At 46.2% G+C, this 17,472-nt stretch carries 19 protein-coding genes; 13 read left to right on the top strand and 6 right to left on the bottom strand.

The window, feature by feature from the left end:
• Position 1 precedes the first annotated feature (1 nt).
• The 8 genes from Q365_RS27035 (at position 2) to Q365_RS0123045 (ending at position 3,711) form a co-directional block, all read left to right on the top strand.
• Entirely contained in the window at positions 2–148 is a 147-nt protein-coding gene (locus Q365_RS27035) for a hypothetical protein (RefSeq protein ID WP_169737859.1), read from the top strand.
• Positions 149–355, top strand: coding sequence for a hypothetical protein (locus tag Q365_RS0123075; protein ID WP_028025581.1), 207 nt, complete (start codon positions 149–151; stop codon positions 353–355).
• Entirely contained in the window at positions 336–1,355 is a 1,020-nt protein-coding gene (locus Q365_RS0123070) for a hypothetical protein (protein WP_028025580.1), read from the top strand. Before Q365_RS0123075 ends, Q365_RS0123070 begins: the two co-directional genes overlap by 20 nt.
• On the top strand, positions 1,352–1,963 hold the full coding sequence (locus Q365_RS0123065; RefSeq protein WP_028025579.1) for a hypothetical protein: 612 nt from the start codon (positions 1,352–1,354) through the stop codon (positions 1,961–1,963). Before Q365_RS0123070 ends, Q365_RS0123065 begins: the two co-directional genes overlap by 4 nt.
• Positions 1,963–2,367, top strand: coding sequence for a hypothetical protein (locus Q365_RS0123060; protein ID WP_028025578.1), 405 nt, complete (start codon positions 1,963–1,965; stop codon positions 2,365–2,367). The genes Q365_RS0123065 and Q365_RS0123060 overlap by 1 nt, the downstream gene beginning before the upstream one ends.
• A complete protein-coding gene (locus tag Q365_RS0123055; protein WP_028025577.1) occupies positions 2,367–2,708 on the top strand; it encodes a hypothetical protein in 342 nt (113 codons plus the stop codon). The genes Q365_RS0123060 and Q365_RS0123055 overlap by 1 nt, the downstream gene beginning before the upstream one ends.
• A 164-nt stretch (positions 2,709–2,872) precedes the next feature.
• The gene (locus tag Q365_RS0123050; protein WP_028025576.1) at positions 2,873–3,304 is read left to right on the top strand and encodes a M15 family metallopeptidase; all 432 of its coding nucleotides are present in this window, start codon (positions 2,873–2,875) and stop codon (positions 3,302–3,304) included.
• On the top strand, positions 3,301–3,711 hold the full coding sequence (locus Q365_RS0123045) for a hypothetical protein (RefSeq protein WP_028025575.1): 411 nt from the start codon (positions 3,301–3,303) through the stop codon (positions 3,709–3,711). Before Q365_RS0123050 ends, Q365_RS0123045 begins: the two co-directional genes overlap by 4 nt.
• 200 nt (positions 3,712–3,911) lie before the next feature.
• On the opposite strand, the gene Q365_RS0123035 is transcribed toward Q365_RS0123045, so the two are convergent.
• From Q365_RS0123035 to fba, 6 genes are all read right to left on the bottom strand, one after another.
• On the bottom strand, positions 3,912–4,655 hold the full coding sequence (locus Q365_RS0123035) for a BRO-N domain-containing protein (RefSeq protein ID WP_051563864.1): 744 nt from the start codon (positions 4,653–4,655) through the stop codon (positions 3,912–3,914).
• A gap of 199 nt (positions 4,656–4,854) precedes the next feature.
• Positions 4,855–5,277: a DUF3653 domain-containing protein gene (locus tag Q365_RS0123030; protein ID WP_028025573.1), complete on the bottom strand. Its 423-nt coding sequence runs from the start codon at positions 5,275–5,277 to the stop codon at positions 4,855–4,857.
• A 1,102-nt stretch (positions 5,278–6,379) separates the two neighbouring features.
• Positions 6,380–7,267 (bottom strand): inositol monophosphatase family protein, encoded by an 888-nt coding sequence (locus Q365_RS0123025; RefSeq protein ID WP_155859043.1) that lies wholly within the window; start codon positions 7,265–7,267, stop codon positions 6,380–6,382.
• 50 nt (positions 7,268–7,317) lie between these two features.
• Positions 7,318–8,370, bottom strand: a complete 1,053-nt coding sequence (locus Q365_RS0123020; RefSeq protein ID WP_028025571.1) for a class 1 fructose-bisphosphatase — start codon at positions 8,368–8,370, stop codon at positions 7,318–7,320.
• 10 nt (positions 8,371–8,380) lie between these two features.
• Complete coding sequence (locus Q365_RS0123015; protein ID WP_028025570.1) at positions 8,381–9,307, bottom strand: phosphoribulokinase; 927 nt, start codon at positions 9,305–9,307, stop codon at positions 8,381–8,383.
• 46 nt (positions 9,308–9,353) lie between these two features.
• Positions 9,354–10,418: a class II fructose-bisphosphate aldolase gene (fba, locus tag Q365_RS0123010; protein WP_028025569.1), complete on the bottom strand. Its 1,065-nt coding sequence runs from the start codon at positions 10,416–10,418 to the stop codon at positions 9,354–9,356.
• Between the two features lie 476 nt (positions 10,419–10,894).
• Here fba and Q365_RS0123005 point away from each other — a divergent pair, with 476 nt between their 5' ends.
• The 5 genes from Q365_RS0123005 to Q365_RS0122985 all read left to right on the top strand — a co-directional run bounded on the left by Q365_RS0123005 (position 10,895) and on the right by Q365_RS0122985 (position 17,405).
• Complete coding sequence (locus Q365_RS0123005) at positions 10,895–12,313, top strand: form I ribulose bisphosphate carboxylase large subunit (RefSeq protein ID WP_028025568.1); 1,419 nt, start codon at positions 10,895–10,897, stop codon at positions 12,311–12,313.
• A 48-nt stretch (positions 12,314–12,361) separates the two neighbouring features.
• Positions 12,362–12,721 (top strand): ribulose bisphosphate carboxylase small subunit, encoded by a 360-nt coding sequence (locus Q365_RS0123000; RefSeq protein ID WP_028025567.1) that lies wholly within the window; start codon positions 12,362–12,364, stop codon positions 12,719–12,721.
• A 207-nt stretch (positions 12,722–12,928) separates the two neighbouring features.
• Positions 12,929–13,750 carry a CbbQ/NirQ/NorQ/GpvN family protein gene (locus Q365_RS0122995; RefSeq protein ID WP_028025566.1) on the top strand — a complete coding sequence of 274 codons (822 nt, stop codon included), beginning with the start codon at positions 12,929–12,931 and terminating at the stop codon, positions 13,748–13,750.
• An 82-nt stretch (positions 13,751–13,832) separates the two neighbouring features.
• Positions 13,833–16,445, top strand: coding sequence for a nitric oxide reductase activation protein NorD (locus tag Q365_RS26000; protein ID WP_081796375.1), 2,613 nt, complete (start codon positions 13,833–13,835; stop codon positions 16,443–16,445).
• Positions 16,446–16,508: 63 nt separating this feature from the next.
• Entirely contained in the window at positions 16,509–17,405 is an 897-nt protein-coding gene (locus Q365_RS0122985) for a LysR family transcriptional regulator (RefSeq protein ID WP_028025565.1), read from the top strand.
• The last annotated feature ends 67 nt before the right edge of the window (positions 17,406–17,472 follow it).

The following is a 17,472-nucleotide window of genomic DNA, read 5'->3' as shown; positions in this document are numbered from 1 at the left end:
GATGCCATTACTTTTAGTTGGTTTGGGCGGGTTGGGGCTTGGCAGTATTTTTGGGGTGGGCATCAGTGACGGTATGAAAAAAACCGCCACGGTTCTTGCCCTATTAATCGTGGGCTATTTGATACTCAAAAATAAAGGGGCAGTGTAAATGCTCGGTAGTTTGACATCGTTAACGGGTGGCGGCGGTTTAACCGGAGGTGAAGCGGGCCCCGCGACGTCTGGCAATACGTCATACACCACTAATAGTAGCGGTTTTCACGGTGGCTCAATCTCGTTGGGAAGCTCGACGGGCTTGCCGTGGTGGGGGATTGTCGCGATGGTTCTCGCCGCGCTGTATGTTTTCTCGAAAAAGTAATTTGTTGCCCGTTACATGGGCGGAAGCTAGGCCAAAATTAGAAAATGCACTCGGTGAGCACTGCGCTCACGTTGAGAGTGAAATAAACGCAGGCAACGAAAATGTATTTCGTATTGAAAATACTTACATGTTGTTGCGCTCTGAACGCCTAAAAAATGGTGATTTAGAGTTGGTCGTCGTCGGATTAGCTGGCGACATGGCAGCGGGCACAATGGCGGCAATACAACACGCTCAATATCTCAAGCACGATTCAATCAGGGCGCATTTTAAAAAGCGCGGGGCGTGTCGATTCATTGCCCGAAAATTGGGCTTACCCGTTCGAGAAATAGAGACAAAACCCAATGAACACATTTTACAAATAAGGTTTTTGGATATGGGCGGAAAAAGCTCGTCATCAAGTAGCAGCCAAACGATCACACAAACGACAAATGTTAGCGGCAGCGCTGCGGCGAGCGGTGACAATCTCGGCGTGATGATTTCAGGGGTTAATGAGTCAGATATTAACCTCACAGTAACCGACCACGGCGCATTAAAAGTGGCAAGCGGCATGGCGGATGAAGCGTTTCACCTTAGCGGTTTGGCGTTAAAGGCCAATGAGGGAGCGGTTAAGGATTCATTAGAAGCATCAACAAAAACATTCAATAGGGCGTTTGAATTTGGCGAGGATGCGCTCACTAATTCGCTTAAAGCCTCCGCCGCAACAGTTGATAAAGCTTTCGACTTTAGCAACGGTACATTAGAGAACGCCTTAGCATTTGGCGCGGCCTCAATGGAAGAAAGCACCGCAAATAGTCAACACGCAATCGACACCATCAAAGCGATTGCCAGCCAACAAACCGAAACCACAAAATCGGCTATCGCCCTAGCAGACGGCGCAAAAGCGCGGGAGCAAACAGGCGACACAGAAAGCAATAATGATTTATTGAAAAACGTTTCTCTGATGGTCGGAATTGTTGGCACATTTATCACACTGGCCTATTTGATGAGGGGCAGCAAATGAGACAAAAACACACGCTTTCACAGGGCCAATCTGTTGATGTAAGTGCGGGCCAAAATGGGCGCTATCTCATCATTCGAGAGGCGACCGACTCGGTCACACTGCAAAGCGATAGTTTGCGCCCTGTTGAAATTGAGCGCGGTGATACGGTCGATGTGTCCGACTACGACACGTTAACCATCGCCAATCACCACGGTGAAACCGTGGCCATAGAGTTTCAAGTGACAGACATTCCGGTGATCACACGCGCCCAAAAAATCAACGGGGCAAACACCATTGGTATTGCGAGTATCGACTCGCCCGTTAAGGTGTCGGAAGTGCTTGAACCCGTCACGGTGTCGGGAGTGGTCGAAACGCGAAACAGTGTCCCCGTTTCATTGCGGGCCATTGAGAGCGGGGCGCTCACGTTCGAATCAAACACACTCACTATTAACAGTGATGAAAACCGCCGTTCGTTGGTGCTGCAAGCGGCAGACGAAAACAGCGAAAACGTTGTGATACAAGGCGTGTTGCGTCTTCGGGCGGGTGGCGATACCACGATAAACACACGCGAAACAGTGACCTTGACGGGGGCAATTGGTGACGTGATTTATGTGGGGGAGCTTGTCTAATGTTGTCTATCAATAACCCGACCAAAAGCGCCAATTATGAACTCGATACCATTTCTCATTCGTCGGGGGAGTTTGTTTATATACAAGGTGAGCGGCGCTGGGTTGAATTCACCTTAAGCGGGGCAGTCGAAATCATACAAGGCTACTACATGTTTAGCCTGTACAACGTCGATAAACCAGTCGAAGACTTAAGCGTAAATGTTCGATTTTTTGACGAAAACGGGGTGTTAATCTCCGATAGCCTATATACCGACTCAGTGATTTATAGCCATCAATTGTACTACAACACGCCACAATTCACGCTGGTGACACCCAAAGGGGCTCACGTATTACGTGTCACGAGTTTAGATGTAGATATGAAAGTCGTTTTTAAAACCCGCGCACTGCTTAAAGAGGTCAGGTAATGCACATTCAAATTGAAAAAGTTACAGGGCGTATTATCTCAATCAATGCACCTCAAACTAACCCTGATTTAATTTCTCTCGATGTTGAGCTAACCGATGAAATACAACAAAGCCCGCATTTGTATGTTTGGAGTGGTAGTCAGTTTGTGTTGGATTCCGTCATTCAAGAAGAATTGAAAGCAGTTTCGCGGCTAGCAGCTGCTAAACGTTATTTGGCGGAAACTGATTTCTATATTACTCGTAAGCTAGAAACAGGAACGGCAGTACCTAGCGCAGTTGGCCTAAAACGCCATCAAGCGCGGGCAATATTAGTAGAAAACTTACCGGATTTTGAAGGATGAAAGCGCAGCTAATCGCTACCACATTAATTGTTGGCGGCGGCGCTGTTTTACTTTGGGCCATACAGCGGGCGAAGAATGATCCCGTTTCTACGGTTGGCCCTGAACCCACATCAAGCAACACACAATCATTTTTGTCATCGCTATTTTTTCAGGATAACAACGCCATGAAAGAAACCACACCACAAGCCACACCCGCAAAGCGTTTCTATCTATCGTCGCGCAGCAAAAACCGAATGAGCGGTGTACACACTGACCTAGTGCGCGTCGTTGAGCGAGCCATTCAATTAACGCAGTTTGATTTTGGCATCACGTCAGGCGTACGCACGGCAGAAGAACAAAACGCACTGTTTAAAAAGAAAGCCAGCCAGCTAGACGGGTATTCGAAGAAAAGCCGCCACCAAACAGGCCACGCCATAGATTTTGTTGTTTACGACGAAAACGGGAAAGTGACATGGGGTTTTAGTTATTACACCCAAGTATCATTAGCCTTTAAGCAAGCCGCGCTTGAGTTGGGCATCGCGATAAAGTGGGGCGGTGATTGGGTGAGCTTCAAAGATGGGCCACACGTCGAACTAGACAGGACGGTTTATCCATGATCACGGCGCTATTGAGTTTGATAAATGGCGGCGTGTCCGCCTATAAGCAGCACGGCCTCAATAAAGCCAACGCTTTAAAACGCAAAGATGATTTAGAGCAGGCCCGCCATGACGCAAAGGTGACTCGTTTACAATCAGGGGATGAAAAGGCCGCTGATTTGGACATGGTGAGCATTAAAGAACGCGGCTTGAAAGATGAATTTATTATGCTCGTCGTCTTCGTGCCCTTGATGCTGTCATTCATACCTGATTATGCAAGCTATGTAGAGGCGGGCTTTAACGCATTAAAAAACGTGCCTGAATATTATTGGTATGTGGTCGGCGCGGTGGTGGTTGATACGTTTGGGTTTCGGTCAATGGTGCGTTACCTGCTTGAATTCTTCGCGTTCAAATTTAAGGGGAAGTAGGGTGGGTATAATGGAAACATTGGCGATATCGCTGGGTACCGGACTCGCTTCAAGCCTTGCAACGATCGCTGCTATAAAGACAGATGTGAGGTGGATTAGGTTAGTTCAAGAAGACCAAGAAGACCGAATTAGAAAGCTTGAGAGAAATGTAAAGTAGTGGTAATGAAAGTAGGGGACATTTAACCCCTTGTTTTTATTGACTACCTTAGTAGTTTTGGCAGGTATTCAAGAGCGACAGGGTCTTTTTCTTTGAAATACTCAACTGCTTTATTTGGAACCCAAACGTGGTCAACAAACTTAATGAATATTGGAAGCATTTCGTTAGGATACTCTTTTGCATCTCGACAATGATCATTCCCAAATAAGTGGCTATACATCTTATAGTTATCGACGTGCTCAGGGTAATGCTCTTTTAGATAGCTAGTAAAAAGCTTACCTACACTAATGTCGGGACGAATATCTTTACCATTTTTTGCTTGGTCTGGTATTGCATAGCCAAGCATTTCAAGTGAACCGTACAATCTGATAAATAGCTCGCTGATTACAGAAAAATAACCGGGAGTACCGCGACCGTAGTTCAAGTTGAAACGATTAACGAAGCCGGGCAGTTTTACCTTGCCATAAAAACCATTCTTGCGAATTTCAGGTAGAACTTCACTAGTAACCCAGCGCTGAAACTTTCTAGCATTTGGTTTTTGACTTGTAAATACTAACTGGTAAAGAGCGGCTTCACTGATAAGCACATACATGTGCCCACGGATGGGATAAGGTGAAAGTAATTTGTCCTCGTTGTCTAACCTTTCGATAGGCGTCTTACGATCTGCATAATCGAGAGCCGCGGTTACTTCTTCACCAATAAAGTAAAACTGCTCATCAATCTGAATGGTTGTCAGCTCGTTTAAATTAAATCCTTCGAGCGTATTGGGGATAATGGAAAGCTGCATTTTAAAGTCCAAATAATAAGGCAAATTTGCCATTTGAAATACTATATTGGCTTGAGGAATGCTCCAACACTATTTGGACAAAAAGACGGGTAAGTAATGAGCATAATGTTAAATTGTTAATATACATCACAAATTCACATTGTGGCTTATATATCTAAGCTGTCAAATAAGCCCGTTGAATTGCACGGGCTTTTTGACATCACTTATCTCTAGAAGGTATCCAAGGCGCCGCTTTTTGCCGTCGTCCACCGCGATAGTGTTCGATCGGATTTACCGCGGGTTTATGCGGTGGGGCTTCAATACGACCGAACTTTTCCCTCAACGCGTAATATTCGGCTTTCCAGATAGGAAAACAATCCAATTCACGAGGGGCAAATTCTCGGCCTTCAGGGGTGATAATCACGGCCCGATGTTCGTTGATTTTGAATCCTTCCCAGTTCATATCGTTAGGTAGATAGCCCCGAGATCTGATTAACAGTAACTTTTCAGCCATTGGGTTAATGTGGAAATCACCACTTAACCAACGCAAAATCGTAACCCTTTTAACGTGAAAATAGGCCGCGCCTTCATCGATTGAATCGAATGACCGCCAATAAAGTGAATAGAATGACTCATGTACCATGTGACTTACCTCTGATTTCTAGCCAACTGACAAATGTTATTACCGATTGATTATTGTGTTTTTAATCGGCTAAACAAATTTAAGCCATAGAGTATTAGCAATTGCAAATTAACTCCGTATTGAGCCATTGATACAAGTGGGCCAATAAGCGTGACATAAATCATAGTGAAGTCAGTAATAGCCAATAAATACAAATAGTTAGAATTTCAAATCTTAAATATCGGAATATCATGAAGTATTGTTAAATCCCTATGTCACAGTGCGCATTATGTATATTATGTTAAATAAGATATGTAGGAGAATGAAATGTCAGCCCTTCATGTCTCTAACTACCCTCATTCTTCATTGAAATCAGTCTATTGAACGTAATTGGTTATTTACCATAAAGTAGATAATTACTAGTTCTTTAAGAAGTCTATTGGAATACAGTTCCAATTAACTTCTTCAGGCTCTACCAATTATCTTTAGAGCATCGCCGATAGCTCGGCGATTTTGTCGCTTGCTGTTACCGCGACAATTTCTGCCATCCATCAATATTCTCTGGTTGAAGGATCCCAACCTTGTTCCTTTGGCCACAACCGAACGCCAGTACACGTAAACGCATTGATACGTGCCCATCGTGATGCCAACAACACGGAAACCATAACAACGCACGACAAATAAAACGGGCGCCGACTATGTACCGTTCTACCTCCATGTCGTTCATAGATTCCATGGTTAGCTCAAACAACATGGAGCATGAACATAAACTTTGCGATTGAGCTACGCCGGATGATCGCTTCTCGCATTTTAATGACGTTTCCAAGTGTTTATCTATGAACCATGAATCAGCTTCACTAAGCAAGACCCCAAGCTATTCGTTAAGAGTCACGACCTTAAACCCTCTATGCATCCCAAAAACAACGCGTCTACACGCATTCAATGTTCTCAATTCGCAGGTGCATCATGCTGAATTCACAACACAAATAAAAAGTTACGGCGTCACAATCATTCTTTTAGCTTAGTCATTGCTATGAATATGACCACTATTTGTTTTAATAACATACAACGATGACCTTTCATCATCTCTGTTTGGCAATGCACAACCACATTCGTGTAAACGTTAGGCGTTTTGATGGCTTTGCAGCCAATCCTTCCACGCTTTATAGCGCTGTGGATCACATGCTGCGACGACTGAACGTGGCATCAAACTCAAGGTTTGAGGTTCGCTCTCTTCAAATGTTGATGACTCACCGCCAGCTTCTTCCAAAATCAATTTACCGGCTGCGTAGTCCCATAACATTTGACTGCCATGAAGGTAGATCTGACATCGGCTTGTAGCAATCCAACACCAATCCAGTGCACTAGCGCCGAAACTTCGTTGCGAACGGTATGGCGGATCTGTCACCAGTGTTGCCACCAAATCTGACGGTAATCGTTTAAAGTCGACCAATGCCATGGTGTCAGAAAGTAAGTCCTCTGGATTCTTCTGCGCTGCCAATGGCTCACCATTTAAATGCGCTCCGTATCCTTTGAACGCAAAAAACGTTTCATCTCTACATGGGTCGTGAACAATACCCAGCACCACCTCGCCTTTGACGACCAACGCAAGCGACGTACAAAAATACGGAATACCGGCGGCAAAGTTTCCCGTGCCATCAATAGGATCCAGTACCCATGCGGCATTATCCAATTGTGAAATCACTGAATGCTGTTCCGATTCAGAATGTTCCTCACCCAATATTGGGATCAATGGAAAGTATCGCGACAGTGCTTCCATGACATGATGCTGCATTTGTTTGTCTGCCAGGGTCACCAGTGATTTATCTGCTTTTACTGAAACGTCATGTTGATATTGGTGTAACCCAAACTTGGGGAGCATGATGTCTTTTGATGCTTGGCTGATCAGTTCACGAAGGATTGTCCAAACAGTGCCTAGTGGCACACCCATCAACTGTTCGACATGTTCCCTACTCTGCTCGGCCTTTTCTTGCCTTTGCGCTGTCATCATTTCGGCTCCCGTAATTTGAGATATCAGGCATCACTTGATCGAGGCCGACGTTAGTTGGCGATTTGTCGATATGGCGGAGTGCCATCACTTTCATGATCCATTTCAGCATGATAACGCTGCACACGTTCAACTTCGTTTTTCGCGCCCAATACAACGGGAATACGTTGATGGAGTTTGTCAGGACAAACTCCCATAACGCGTTCTCGACCCGTTGATGAACAACCACCCGCCTGTTCAATAATGAAGCTCATCGGGTTGGCTTCATAAAGCAGTCGCAACCTTCCTTCTGTGACGTTCTCTCTGTTGTCGCGAGGATAAAGAAAGATGCCGCCACGCATGAGGATTCTATGTACTTCCGCCACCATCGATGCGACCCAGCGGGTGTTGAAATCTTGCTCTCGCGGGCCGTCTTTTCCTGCAACCAGTTCATCAATGTACCTTTTAACTGCGGGTTCCCAGTGGCGTTGGTTAGACATATTGATAGCAAACTCGCTGGTCGATTCTGGGATTTTGAGTTTGGGATGAGTCAGAATGAATTCACCGATGTCTTGATCAAGCGTGAACCCATTAACGCCTTGCCCGGTTGTCAGCACCAAATTGGTGGCAGGCCCATAAAGCACATAACCGGCACAAACCTGACGAACACCGGGTTGAAGAAAATGCTCTTCCGTCGGTGATGAAATATTTTCAGGGCAACGCAATATTGAAAAGATGGTACCAATCGAAACGTTAACTTCTGTGTTTGATGAGCCATCGAGCGGGTCAAACACCAATAGATACTTGCCTGTTGGAAATCGAGATGGAATTGGATACACATCTTCCATTTCTTCCGAGGCCATACCCGATAAGTGCCCTGACCATTCCAATGCGCGCAACATGATCTCGTTCGAAATGATGTCGAGCTTCTTTTGCGTTTCGCCCTGCACGTTTTCTGTTTCTGCGCTGCCAAGAACATTGATCAATTGCCCGCGATTCACGTCATCAGAGATTTCTTTGCAGGCAGTGACAATGGCACTGAGCAGCAAGGTAAACTCCCCCGTTGATTCAGGAATTCTTCGTTGCTCTTCAATGATAAAGCGCGTGAATGTCATGCTTTTTCTCATGGTCAGCTCCTTAAACTGCAGGTTCGCGCTTGGCAAATCTGTCGTGGGTTGTCGCGACACTCACGCGATTTGATCCATTGAACACAAGCTCTTCAATCAATGGCTGCATGATCAATTCCATCGCCAGCCCCATCTTTCCGCCAGGAACCACAATGTTGTTTCGGCGTGACATAAATGAACCGTTAACCATGTTCAGCAAGTGCGTGAAATCCACGCCTGTTTTTTTCGGATCTCTGAATCGAATGACCACCATGCTTTCATCCAGCGTCGGTATGTCTCGTGCGATAAAAGGATTCGATGTATCGACCATGGGGACACGTTGAAAATTGACATCGGTGAGAGAAAATTGCGGCGTGATAAAATGCACATAGTCATGCATGCGGCGCAGTATTGTGTCGGTCACCGCTTCACGGCTGTAGCCACGAACATGCGTGTCTCTGTGAATTTTTTGTATCCACTCCAAATTCACGATCGGCACTACCCCGATGAGCAGATCCACATAACGGGCGACATTGCTTTTTTCAGTGACAACACCCCCATGAAGACCTTCATAGAAAAGTAAATCTGACCCTTCGGGGATCGGACTCCAAGGCGTAAAGGTGCCGACTTTCTGGCTATGGGCTTGTGACTCTTCTTCATTGTGAATGTAGTAACGGCGCAGCGCAGAACCAGACTCTGAATACGCCTTAAAGGTTTTTTCTAGTTCTTCAAAATCGTTTCCATCTGAGCCGAAGTGGCTCAAGTTCTTACCTTTTTCGTAAGCACGTCTCAGACGTTCGCGCATTTCGACTCTGTCGTATCGATGGTAGCTGTCGCCTTCTATAATGGCGGCGTTGAATCGGTTTCGACGGAAAATTTGTTCCATCGCATTCTTAACCGTGGATGTTCCAGCACCGGAAGATCCTGTTACGGCAACGATCGGATGTTTAACTGACATGGCTTCACTCCTTGGTACACTGGCTGTTTCAGGATGCATTGATGGATCAATGAAAATGCGGGTCGAGTTCGCCCGTTGCATACCTTGAAGCCATGACCTCGAGATCCACTGACGTGATTTTCGATGCCATTCCTGCGCAACCAAATGCTTCATAACGTTCATGACAAAGCACTTCCATCGCTTTTGTGGCGGCGACTAGAAACTTTCTCGGGTCAAAGTTGCTTGGATTTTCGGCGAGAAAACGACGAACCGCGCCAGTACTGGCCATTCGAAGATCAGTATCAATGTTCACTTTCCGCACACCGTGTTTAATGCCTTCCACAATTTCAGCCACGGGAACACCATAGGTTTCGCCCATTTCACCGCCAAATTCATTGATGATTTCCAACCAATCTTGTGGAACAGACGATGAACCGTGCATGACAAGGTGCGTGTTGGGAATAACGGCGTGTATCGCTTTAATCCGATCAATGGCTAAAATATCGCCTGTTGGCGGACGACTAAATTTGTAAGCGCCATGACTAGTACCAATGGCGATCGCCAGTGCATCAACACCAGTCTGGCGAACAAACATTGCGGCCTCTTCGGGATCGGTCAGTAATTGTTCATGGTTGAGAACGCCTTCAGCGCCGGAGCCATCTTCTTCACCCGCCGTGCCCGTTTCTAGGGAGCCAAGACACCCCAACTCTCCTTCCACGGAAACGCCACCAGCGTGGGACATTTCAACAACTCTCCGTGTTACGTCAGCGTTATATTCATAGCTTGCGGGAGTTTTCATGTCTTCCAATAGCGACCCATCCATCATGACTGAGGTGAAACCCTGCTGAATGGATTGAAGGCAAATGCCCAAAGAAGCGCCGTGATCTTGATGAACAACAACGGGAATCGTTGGCCATTGTTCAACCGCAGCCAACATAAGATGACGAAGAAATCCGGCGCCCGCATAACTTCTCGCCCCTGCCGACGCCTGCAAAATGACCGGGCTATCGCATGCGGCTGCAGCCTGCATAATGGCGTGTACTTGCTCCATATTGTTCACATTAAAAGCTGGCACGCCGTAACTGTATTCTGCCGCGTGATCGAGTAATTGCCTTAAGCTGATCAAAGCCATATATATCTCCTTGCTCGCTGTAATTAAAAAATAAAAATAAATCTGACCTTTGTTTTTATCTGTTGTTTTGGTGATTAAACTATTGCTAGTTAAAGGTCATTTAAATATATCGATTCATCCAACGTTAAAGGCAAAGGTAAGTGCAGACCAATAAGTAATAAGCCGCACAACAATAAGAACTATTTATAACCACCACCAATAACCACTTTGACCTTTTAAAATCAACAAACTAAACCCATTAACCCTACAGTTGCAAAGCTCTTTTCATTGAAAGCAACAATCATAATTTAATCATTTAAAACAATCGCTTATCCGAAAGGTGCACTGAACAAAACCCACCAGAACCTCTGTAATAAATAAACTTATCATTGGTATAAATAGTTGCTATTTCACTTGGGAATTAATTTAAACAAGAATGTAAACAACAACGAAATGGATGGCGAAACCTGTCTCCCAGAACCTGAAAGGAAATAGTTATGGCGAAAAGTTATCAAGCCGGTGTAAAGGATTATCGAGAAACCTATTGGATGCCTGAATATATTCCCGCAGCCACTGACCTTCTCGCATGCTTCAAAATTGAACCGCAACCGGGAGTACCAAGAGAAGAAGCCGCCGCAGCCGTAGCAGCGGAATCGTCGACAGGAACATGGACAACGGTATGGACGGATTTGCTTACCGATCTCGACTATTACAAAGGCCGCGCCTATGCCATTGAAGATGTCCCAGGAGACGATACGGCCTTCTATGCTTTTGTCGCCTACCCGATTGATTTGTTTGAAGAAGGATCGGTGGTTAACGTACTCACTTCCTTAGTCGGGAATGTGTTTGGATTTAAGGCGATTCGCGGACTGAGATTGGAAGATGTGCGCTTCCCTATTGCCTATGTGAAAACGTGTGGCGGCCCGCCTAATGGGATTCAAGTTGAACGAGACAAAATGAACAAATATGGACGTGCCCTACTAGGTTGCACCATTAAACCCAAATTGGGCTTGTCTGCAAAAAACTATGGGCGTGCTTGTTACGAAGGGCTTCGAGGTGGGCTGGATTTCACCAAAGACGATGAGAATGTGAATTCACAACCCTTCATGCGTTGGCGTGACCGCTTTGAATATGTTGCCGAAGCGATTCATCGCGCAGAAAGAGAAACCGGTGAACGTAAGGGCCATTACCTCAATGTGACCGCCGCGACACCGGAAGAAATGTATCGACGCGCAGAGTTTGCCAAAGAATTAGATATGCCGATCATCATGCATGATTTCCTTACAGCAGGTTTTACGGCTAATACAGGGTTAGCAAATTGGTGTCGTCAAAACGGTATGTTGCTACACATTCACCGCGCGATGCATGCCGTGTTAGATAGAAATCCTCGTCATGGCATTCACTTTCGCGTCCTTTCTAAATGTCTTCGTCTCTCTGGGGGTGACCATCTGCACTCAGGTACCGTGGTTGGAAAACTTGAGGGAGATCGTGAAGCGACCTTGGGCTGGATAGACATCATGCGTGATCGTTTTATCAAAGAAGATCGTTCTCGTGGGATCTTTTTTGACCAAGACTTTGGCTCAATGCCTGGTGTATTGCCTGTCGCATCAGGTGGGATTCATGTATGGCATATGCCTGCGTTGGTATCCATCTTTGGTGATGATGCCATCTTCCAATTTGGTGGAGGCACATTAGGACACCCTTGGGGGAATGCTGCTGGCGCTGCTGCAAACCGAGTCGCGTTGGAAGCCTGCACACAAGCAAGAAATGAAGGTAAGGAATTGGAACGAGAAGGCAAAGATATTCTTACTGCTGCAGCGAAACATAGCCCTGAACTGAAAGCCGCCATGGAAACATGGAAAGAGGTCAAATTTGAATTTGATACGGTCGATAAACTCGATGTGGTTCATGCCTAATTGAAGCATTACGACTCTCCCTACGCATCTTACAACAGGAGTAACGCCATGAGCGAAGTGATGGACTACCCGTCAAGGTTGACGGACAAACATAGCCGTAAATTCGAAACGTTTTCGTACCTGCCTCGTATGACGGCGGAACAGATTAGGCGACAAGTGGAATACATTGTCAGTAAGGGTTGGAACCCTGCGATAGAGCATTCTGAGCCTGAAGAAGCGAGTGGATCGTTCTGGTACATGTGGAAACTTCCGATGTTTGGTGAAACCAACGTCGATACGATTCTTAATGAAGCGCAGCTTTGCCATAACCTGAACGCTAACCACCATGTCCGGTTAGTCGGTTATGACAATTATCAGCAAAGCCAAGGGGCGTCGATGGTGATCTACCGTGCGCCAGGGTTTGAATGACAGCAAATGAGCCCGCTGTCTATTGGCGGGGCGCAACGACCTATCCAGTTGTCGCCCTTGCCATTTTTTTATCATTTCGTATTTGATTCCGTATTTGATAGTCCACTAGCGTGTGTGCGGTTCATTCATCCGGATACCGGTTCTCCTTCTTTAAGGGAGACCTGCGAACGGCATTTGGAAACAAGCTTTGCGAACAGGAGGCCAGCAATGACTCAAACAATAGAAGCGTTGCCTTCCCATCAACAATATCTGATCGATAAAGAGCCGTATTACCAAGCATCCGGCGACGAGATTACGCTATACCAAGCTGCCTACCAATCGCGTATTCCTATGATGCTAAAAGGCCCGACTGGCTGCGGTAAGACTCGATTCATTGAACACATGGCATGGCGTCTCGAACGGCCGCTGATTACTATTTCGTGCCATGAAGACATGACAGCGTCGGATTTGATCGGCCGCTACTTGCTAGATGCGAATGGCACCTACTGGCAGGACGGTCCATTGACGCTCGCAGCGCGTATCGGCGCGATTTGTTATCTCGATGAAGTGGTTGAAGCGAGGCAAGATACGACGGTAGCTATCCACTCTTTGACGGATTACCGTCGCTCTCTCTCATTAGAGAAGAAAGGTGAACTGCTTGCCGCCCATCCTGATTTTCAATTGGTGATTTCCTATAACCCTGGCTATCAAACGCTGATGAAGGATTTGAAGATGTCGACTAAACAGCGGTTCGCGGCATTAGAGTTTACCTATCCCGATGAGGAGACTGAAATACTCATCGTGTGCCACGAAACAGGCGTCGACAAAGATATTGCCCATCGTCTAATTCAAATCGCCACTCACGCGAGAAACCTTGTTGGTCATGGCCTTAACGAAGGCATTTCCACGCGCCTCCTTGTCTATACGGCACAATTGATCACACAAGGTATTCCTGCCATCTCTGCCTGTCATATGGCGTTAGTTCGTCCATTAAGTGATGACCCTGATATTCGAGACACTTTAGAAGCAACGGTTTTGGGATGTTTCTAATTTCTAGATAGCTAACTTTGCCAATAGCCAAAGTCAGCAGCGAATGAGTCGTTCAGGTAGAAACACTTTTGGAGCCGGTAATATGAATAGTGATACGCCCCTTTCTATCCATGACATCGAACAAGTCTATCTTCGACACGACTGTACTATCGATAATGGCCTTGAAAGCTCTCACGATGCGCACCTTGCCCAGATAGAAATGGCACTGTCAGATGCCCAACACCTGCTCACGCCAGAGAACCTTGCGGCTTTCCATGACGGAATTCAGCGATTGTTGTCTGATAAGCGCAATGACGCGTTAACCATTAAGTGGATAGCGACTATTCCCTACGTGTTTAACGGTATAGCAAGCAATGATGATGACGCACAAAAAAGTGACAATAAAAGTGACAATGTCACTGAATTAATCTTTAGCACGACAATGGAACTTGGTAGATGGGTAAGCACAGAGCGACAAGTTCAGTTTATTGATTCATTACATAAAGTTGCGCCACAAATAAGTTCCGTTGAGGAATGGCGTATATACATCAATCTTGTCGATCAATTGGCTCTAAAAGCGCCGCGCAACCTCAAAACATTTTTGGACAATGCACCGCAGTGTCTCCTTGCTTTGCCGTTAACCGGCTTCAGGTATTGGGCGTTCTTTGGTGCGAATGCCCATGCCCACCAATACGACGCACTTGATGCTTACTTCTCCCTTGCCTCAACCGAAAGCCAAACCGTGTTTCAGAAACAACGAAAAGGTACGCTCTTCAACAATGTGCAGCGACATTTGCACTTCTTCCTCCGTGCAGTATGGGGAGTGGACTTCTTTATGCGTGCTAAGCGTCTCAATGTGTTTAACAGCGATGGCGTAACTCAGCTGCCACATGAGAAGGCTCAGCCTACTAGCTTTAAGCCGCAATTAGCGACTATTGAAGACGGCGTTATTCTCCTACCAGACGCCATTGAAGCGCGAGATCTTGAATGCTCGTCTATACACACGAATTCAAGTTCTCAACCGATAACTGATGATGCGACAAATAAACGTCTCTACCGCGCGATGGCGGCGCATTGTGCTGCACACATCAAGTACAGCAGCCCTCGTCTGAGTGAGACATTCTCGCCACTTGAACGCATCTGTATTGGGCTGTTTGAAGACGCTCGTGTTGAGGCGATGGCCATCTCGATGTTTCCAGGATTAAAGCGCCTATGGATGTGCTTTCATCATGACCTCCATAGTAAACAACGGCCTATAACGGACAATCACCAATTCGATGACAATCCTTTATTGCTACTCAAAAAGATTGCGTACTCCCTACTCACGACGAATGAAGCTTCGACAATGGAATCTAGGTTGAATGAAACGATAGAGACAGATAGTACGCGCCATTTAGTGACAGCGTCACAGGAGGGGTTTTCGAAGATAGTCAATCATACCAGTCGTGATAACAACAGCTTGGAAGTCGAACACTTGGGATGCTGGCTTGCGTTATCTTTAGAAAAAGCCTTTGGTATTTCCCTAACGTCATCGTTGAGCGAAAGTGATGTCTTGCTGCCTTATCGTGATGACAATAAGGTGCTTTGGTGTGACAACACTGCCGAGCTTGTTCGTTGGCAAGTTCAACAACATCAGCAAGTTCGACGTAGCGTATCGGTAACAGAAATGGTCAATGAGATTGATTGTGAATTGGCAGATGAAGATGCACAGGAGATTTGGACATTACACTCTGAGTTCTTCCGCGATGGCGATCCTGAAAACATCAGCATGAATGAACAACAGGCCAATGAAAAGAACACCCTATCGCCCCCATTCTTATATCCAGAATGGGATTACGGACTTCAAGCGCATCGACCAGACTGGGTAACCTTAACAGAACGGCGTGTTCCTCTTGGTGCTTCTGCAGACATCGACAACATTCTGGCTAAGCGCCAAATGCTTGTCAGGAAAATAAAAACCTTGGTTGAGTCGCTTCAGCCTAAAGGACTCACTCGCCTAAGAAAGCAATATGACGGTGATGGCCTAGATTTGGATGCCGCGATTGATGCGATGAAAGAACTGCGTCGTGGCGCGTTGCCAGAAATGAACATTGACCAACGACTAAAGCGTCAAGAAAGAGATCTGGCCGTATTGGTGCTGTTGGACCTATCCCAATCCACGCTTGATACCATTCCTAACGATGTGGAGAGTCGCACCGTTCTGGATGTGGCGCAGGAAGCGACGGTGATGCTGGCGTCAGCGTTAGATGGCATAGGCGATGCTTTCGCTATACATGGCTTTTCATCCAACGGAAGACAAGATGTACAGTATCAACGATACAAAGATTTTGAAGAAGAATACGATGATAAAGCCAAATCACGTTTAGCTGGCATACAAGGCGGCCTTTCAACACGGATGGGAACAGCGTTGCGTCATGCCAAAACATTTTTGGCTAAACAGCCTCAACGAAAGAAACTACTGTTATTGGTAGGAGACGGACAACCCGCAGATATTGATGTTCGCGACCCACTATATCTTCAAGCCGATACAAGACGTGCTGTCGATGAACTATGCAGCCAAGGTGTTATTCCCTACTGCTTAACCATCGATCCTGACGCGGACAATTATGTCAGTCAGATTTTTGGTCAAGGTCACTACACGGTTGTCGATAAGGTTGCTCAACTGCCAGATGTTCTTCCTAGCTTGTTTGCTTCTTTGACCAAACGAGCGGGTTGATACTGGTCTTTATGTAATCTGCATCTTAGTCATTAAGCACGTGGTTTGAGACAAGGAAGTAGTATGCATCTTACCTTACGGCAGCTAAACATCTTTCAGGCGGTAGCCACGCAATCAAGTTACACACGAGCAGCCGAGGAGTTGCACCTCACGCAACCTGCCGTCTCAATGCAAATTAAGCAGCTTGAAGACAATATTGGGCTGGCCCTTTTCGAGCAGTTGGGGAAGTCGCTGTTTCTGACTGAAGCGGGTGAAGAGCTCCTCGGTTATTGCGAGCGTATTTCAGAGCAGCTTCGAGATGCTGAAGATGTTTTTGATGGCATGAAAGAACTGACGCGTGGGAAACTGAACATCACCGTTGCCAGCACCGCCAACTATTTTGCCGCGCGCCTCCTCGCTTCTTTCTCCCAACAGCACCCAGACGTGAAATTAAGCCTTAAAGTCACGAATAGAGAGCACCTACTGAAAGACATTAAAAGTAATGGGTGCGATTTGGCGATTATGGGTAAGCCTCCTGCCGAGCTTGAGTTAAACGCTGCCGTGTTTATGGAGAATCCGTTAGTGGTGATTGCCCCCATTGATCACCCACTGTGTAGCGAAGCCAATATTCCTCTCTCTAGAATTGCCAAAGAACCCATGGTGGTGCGCGAGCAAGGATCAGGAACTCGCTTTTCGATTGAGCGTTTCTTTCATAATCACGGATTGTCACTCATTGTTTCAGCTGAAATGAGCGCTAGTGAGTCCATCAAGCAAGCCGTTTCCGCAGGTCTGAGTTTGGGGATCGTGTCGAGTCATACCATTGAGTTGGAGCTGGAAACTAAACGCCTACAAGTGCTTGATGTAGAGAACATGCCAATCATACGGCATTGGTATTTGGTGCATCGAAAGGAGAAAAAGCTGTCGCCTATTGCTATTGCTTTTAAGGAGTTCTTGTTCAGTGTTACCCCCAATCAACTATGAGGATAGGATGTCGCCTCAATACAGGTATTACCCCAAAATAGCACACACAAAAGTGACAATGTCACAG

The organism is Enterovibrio calviensis DSM 14347, assembly GCF_000621165.1.
GTDB classification, from domain to species: Bacteria; Pseudomonadota; Gammaproteobacteria; order Enterobacterales; family Vibrionaceae; genus Enterovibrio; species Enterovibrio calviensis.
This window is presented reverse-complemented; position numbering and strand designations above follow the sequence as displayed.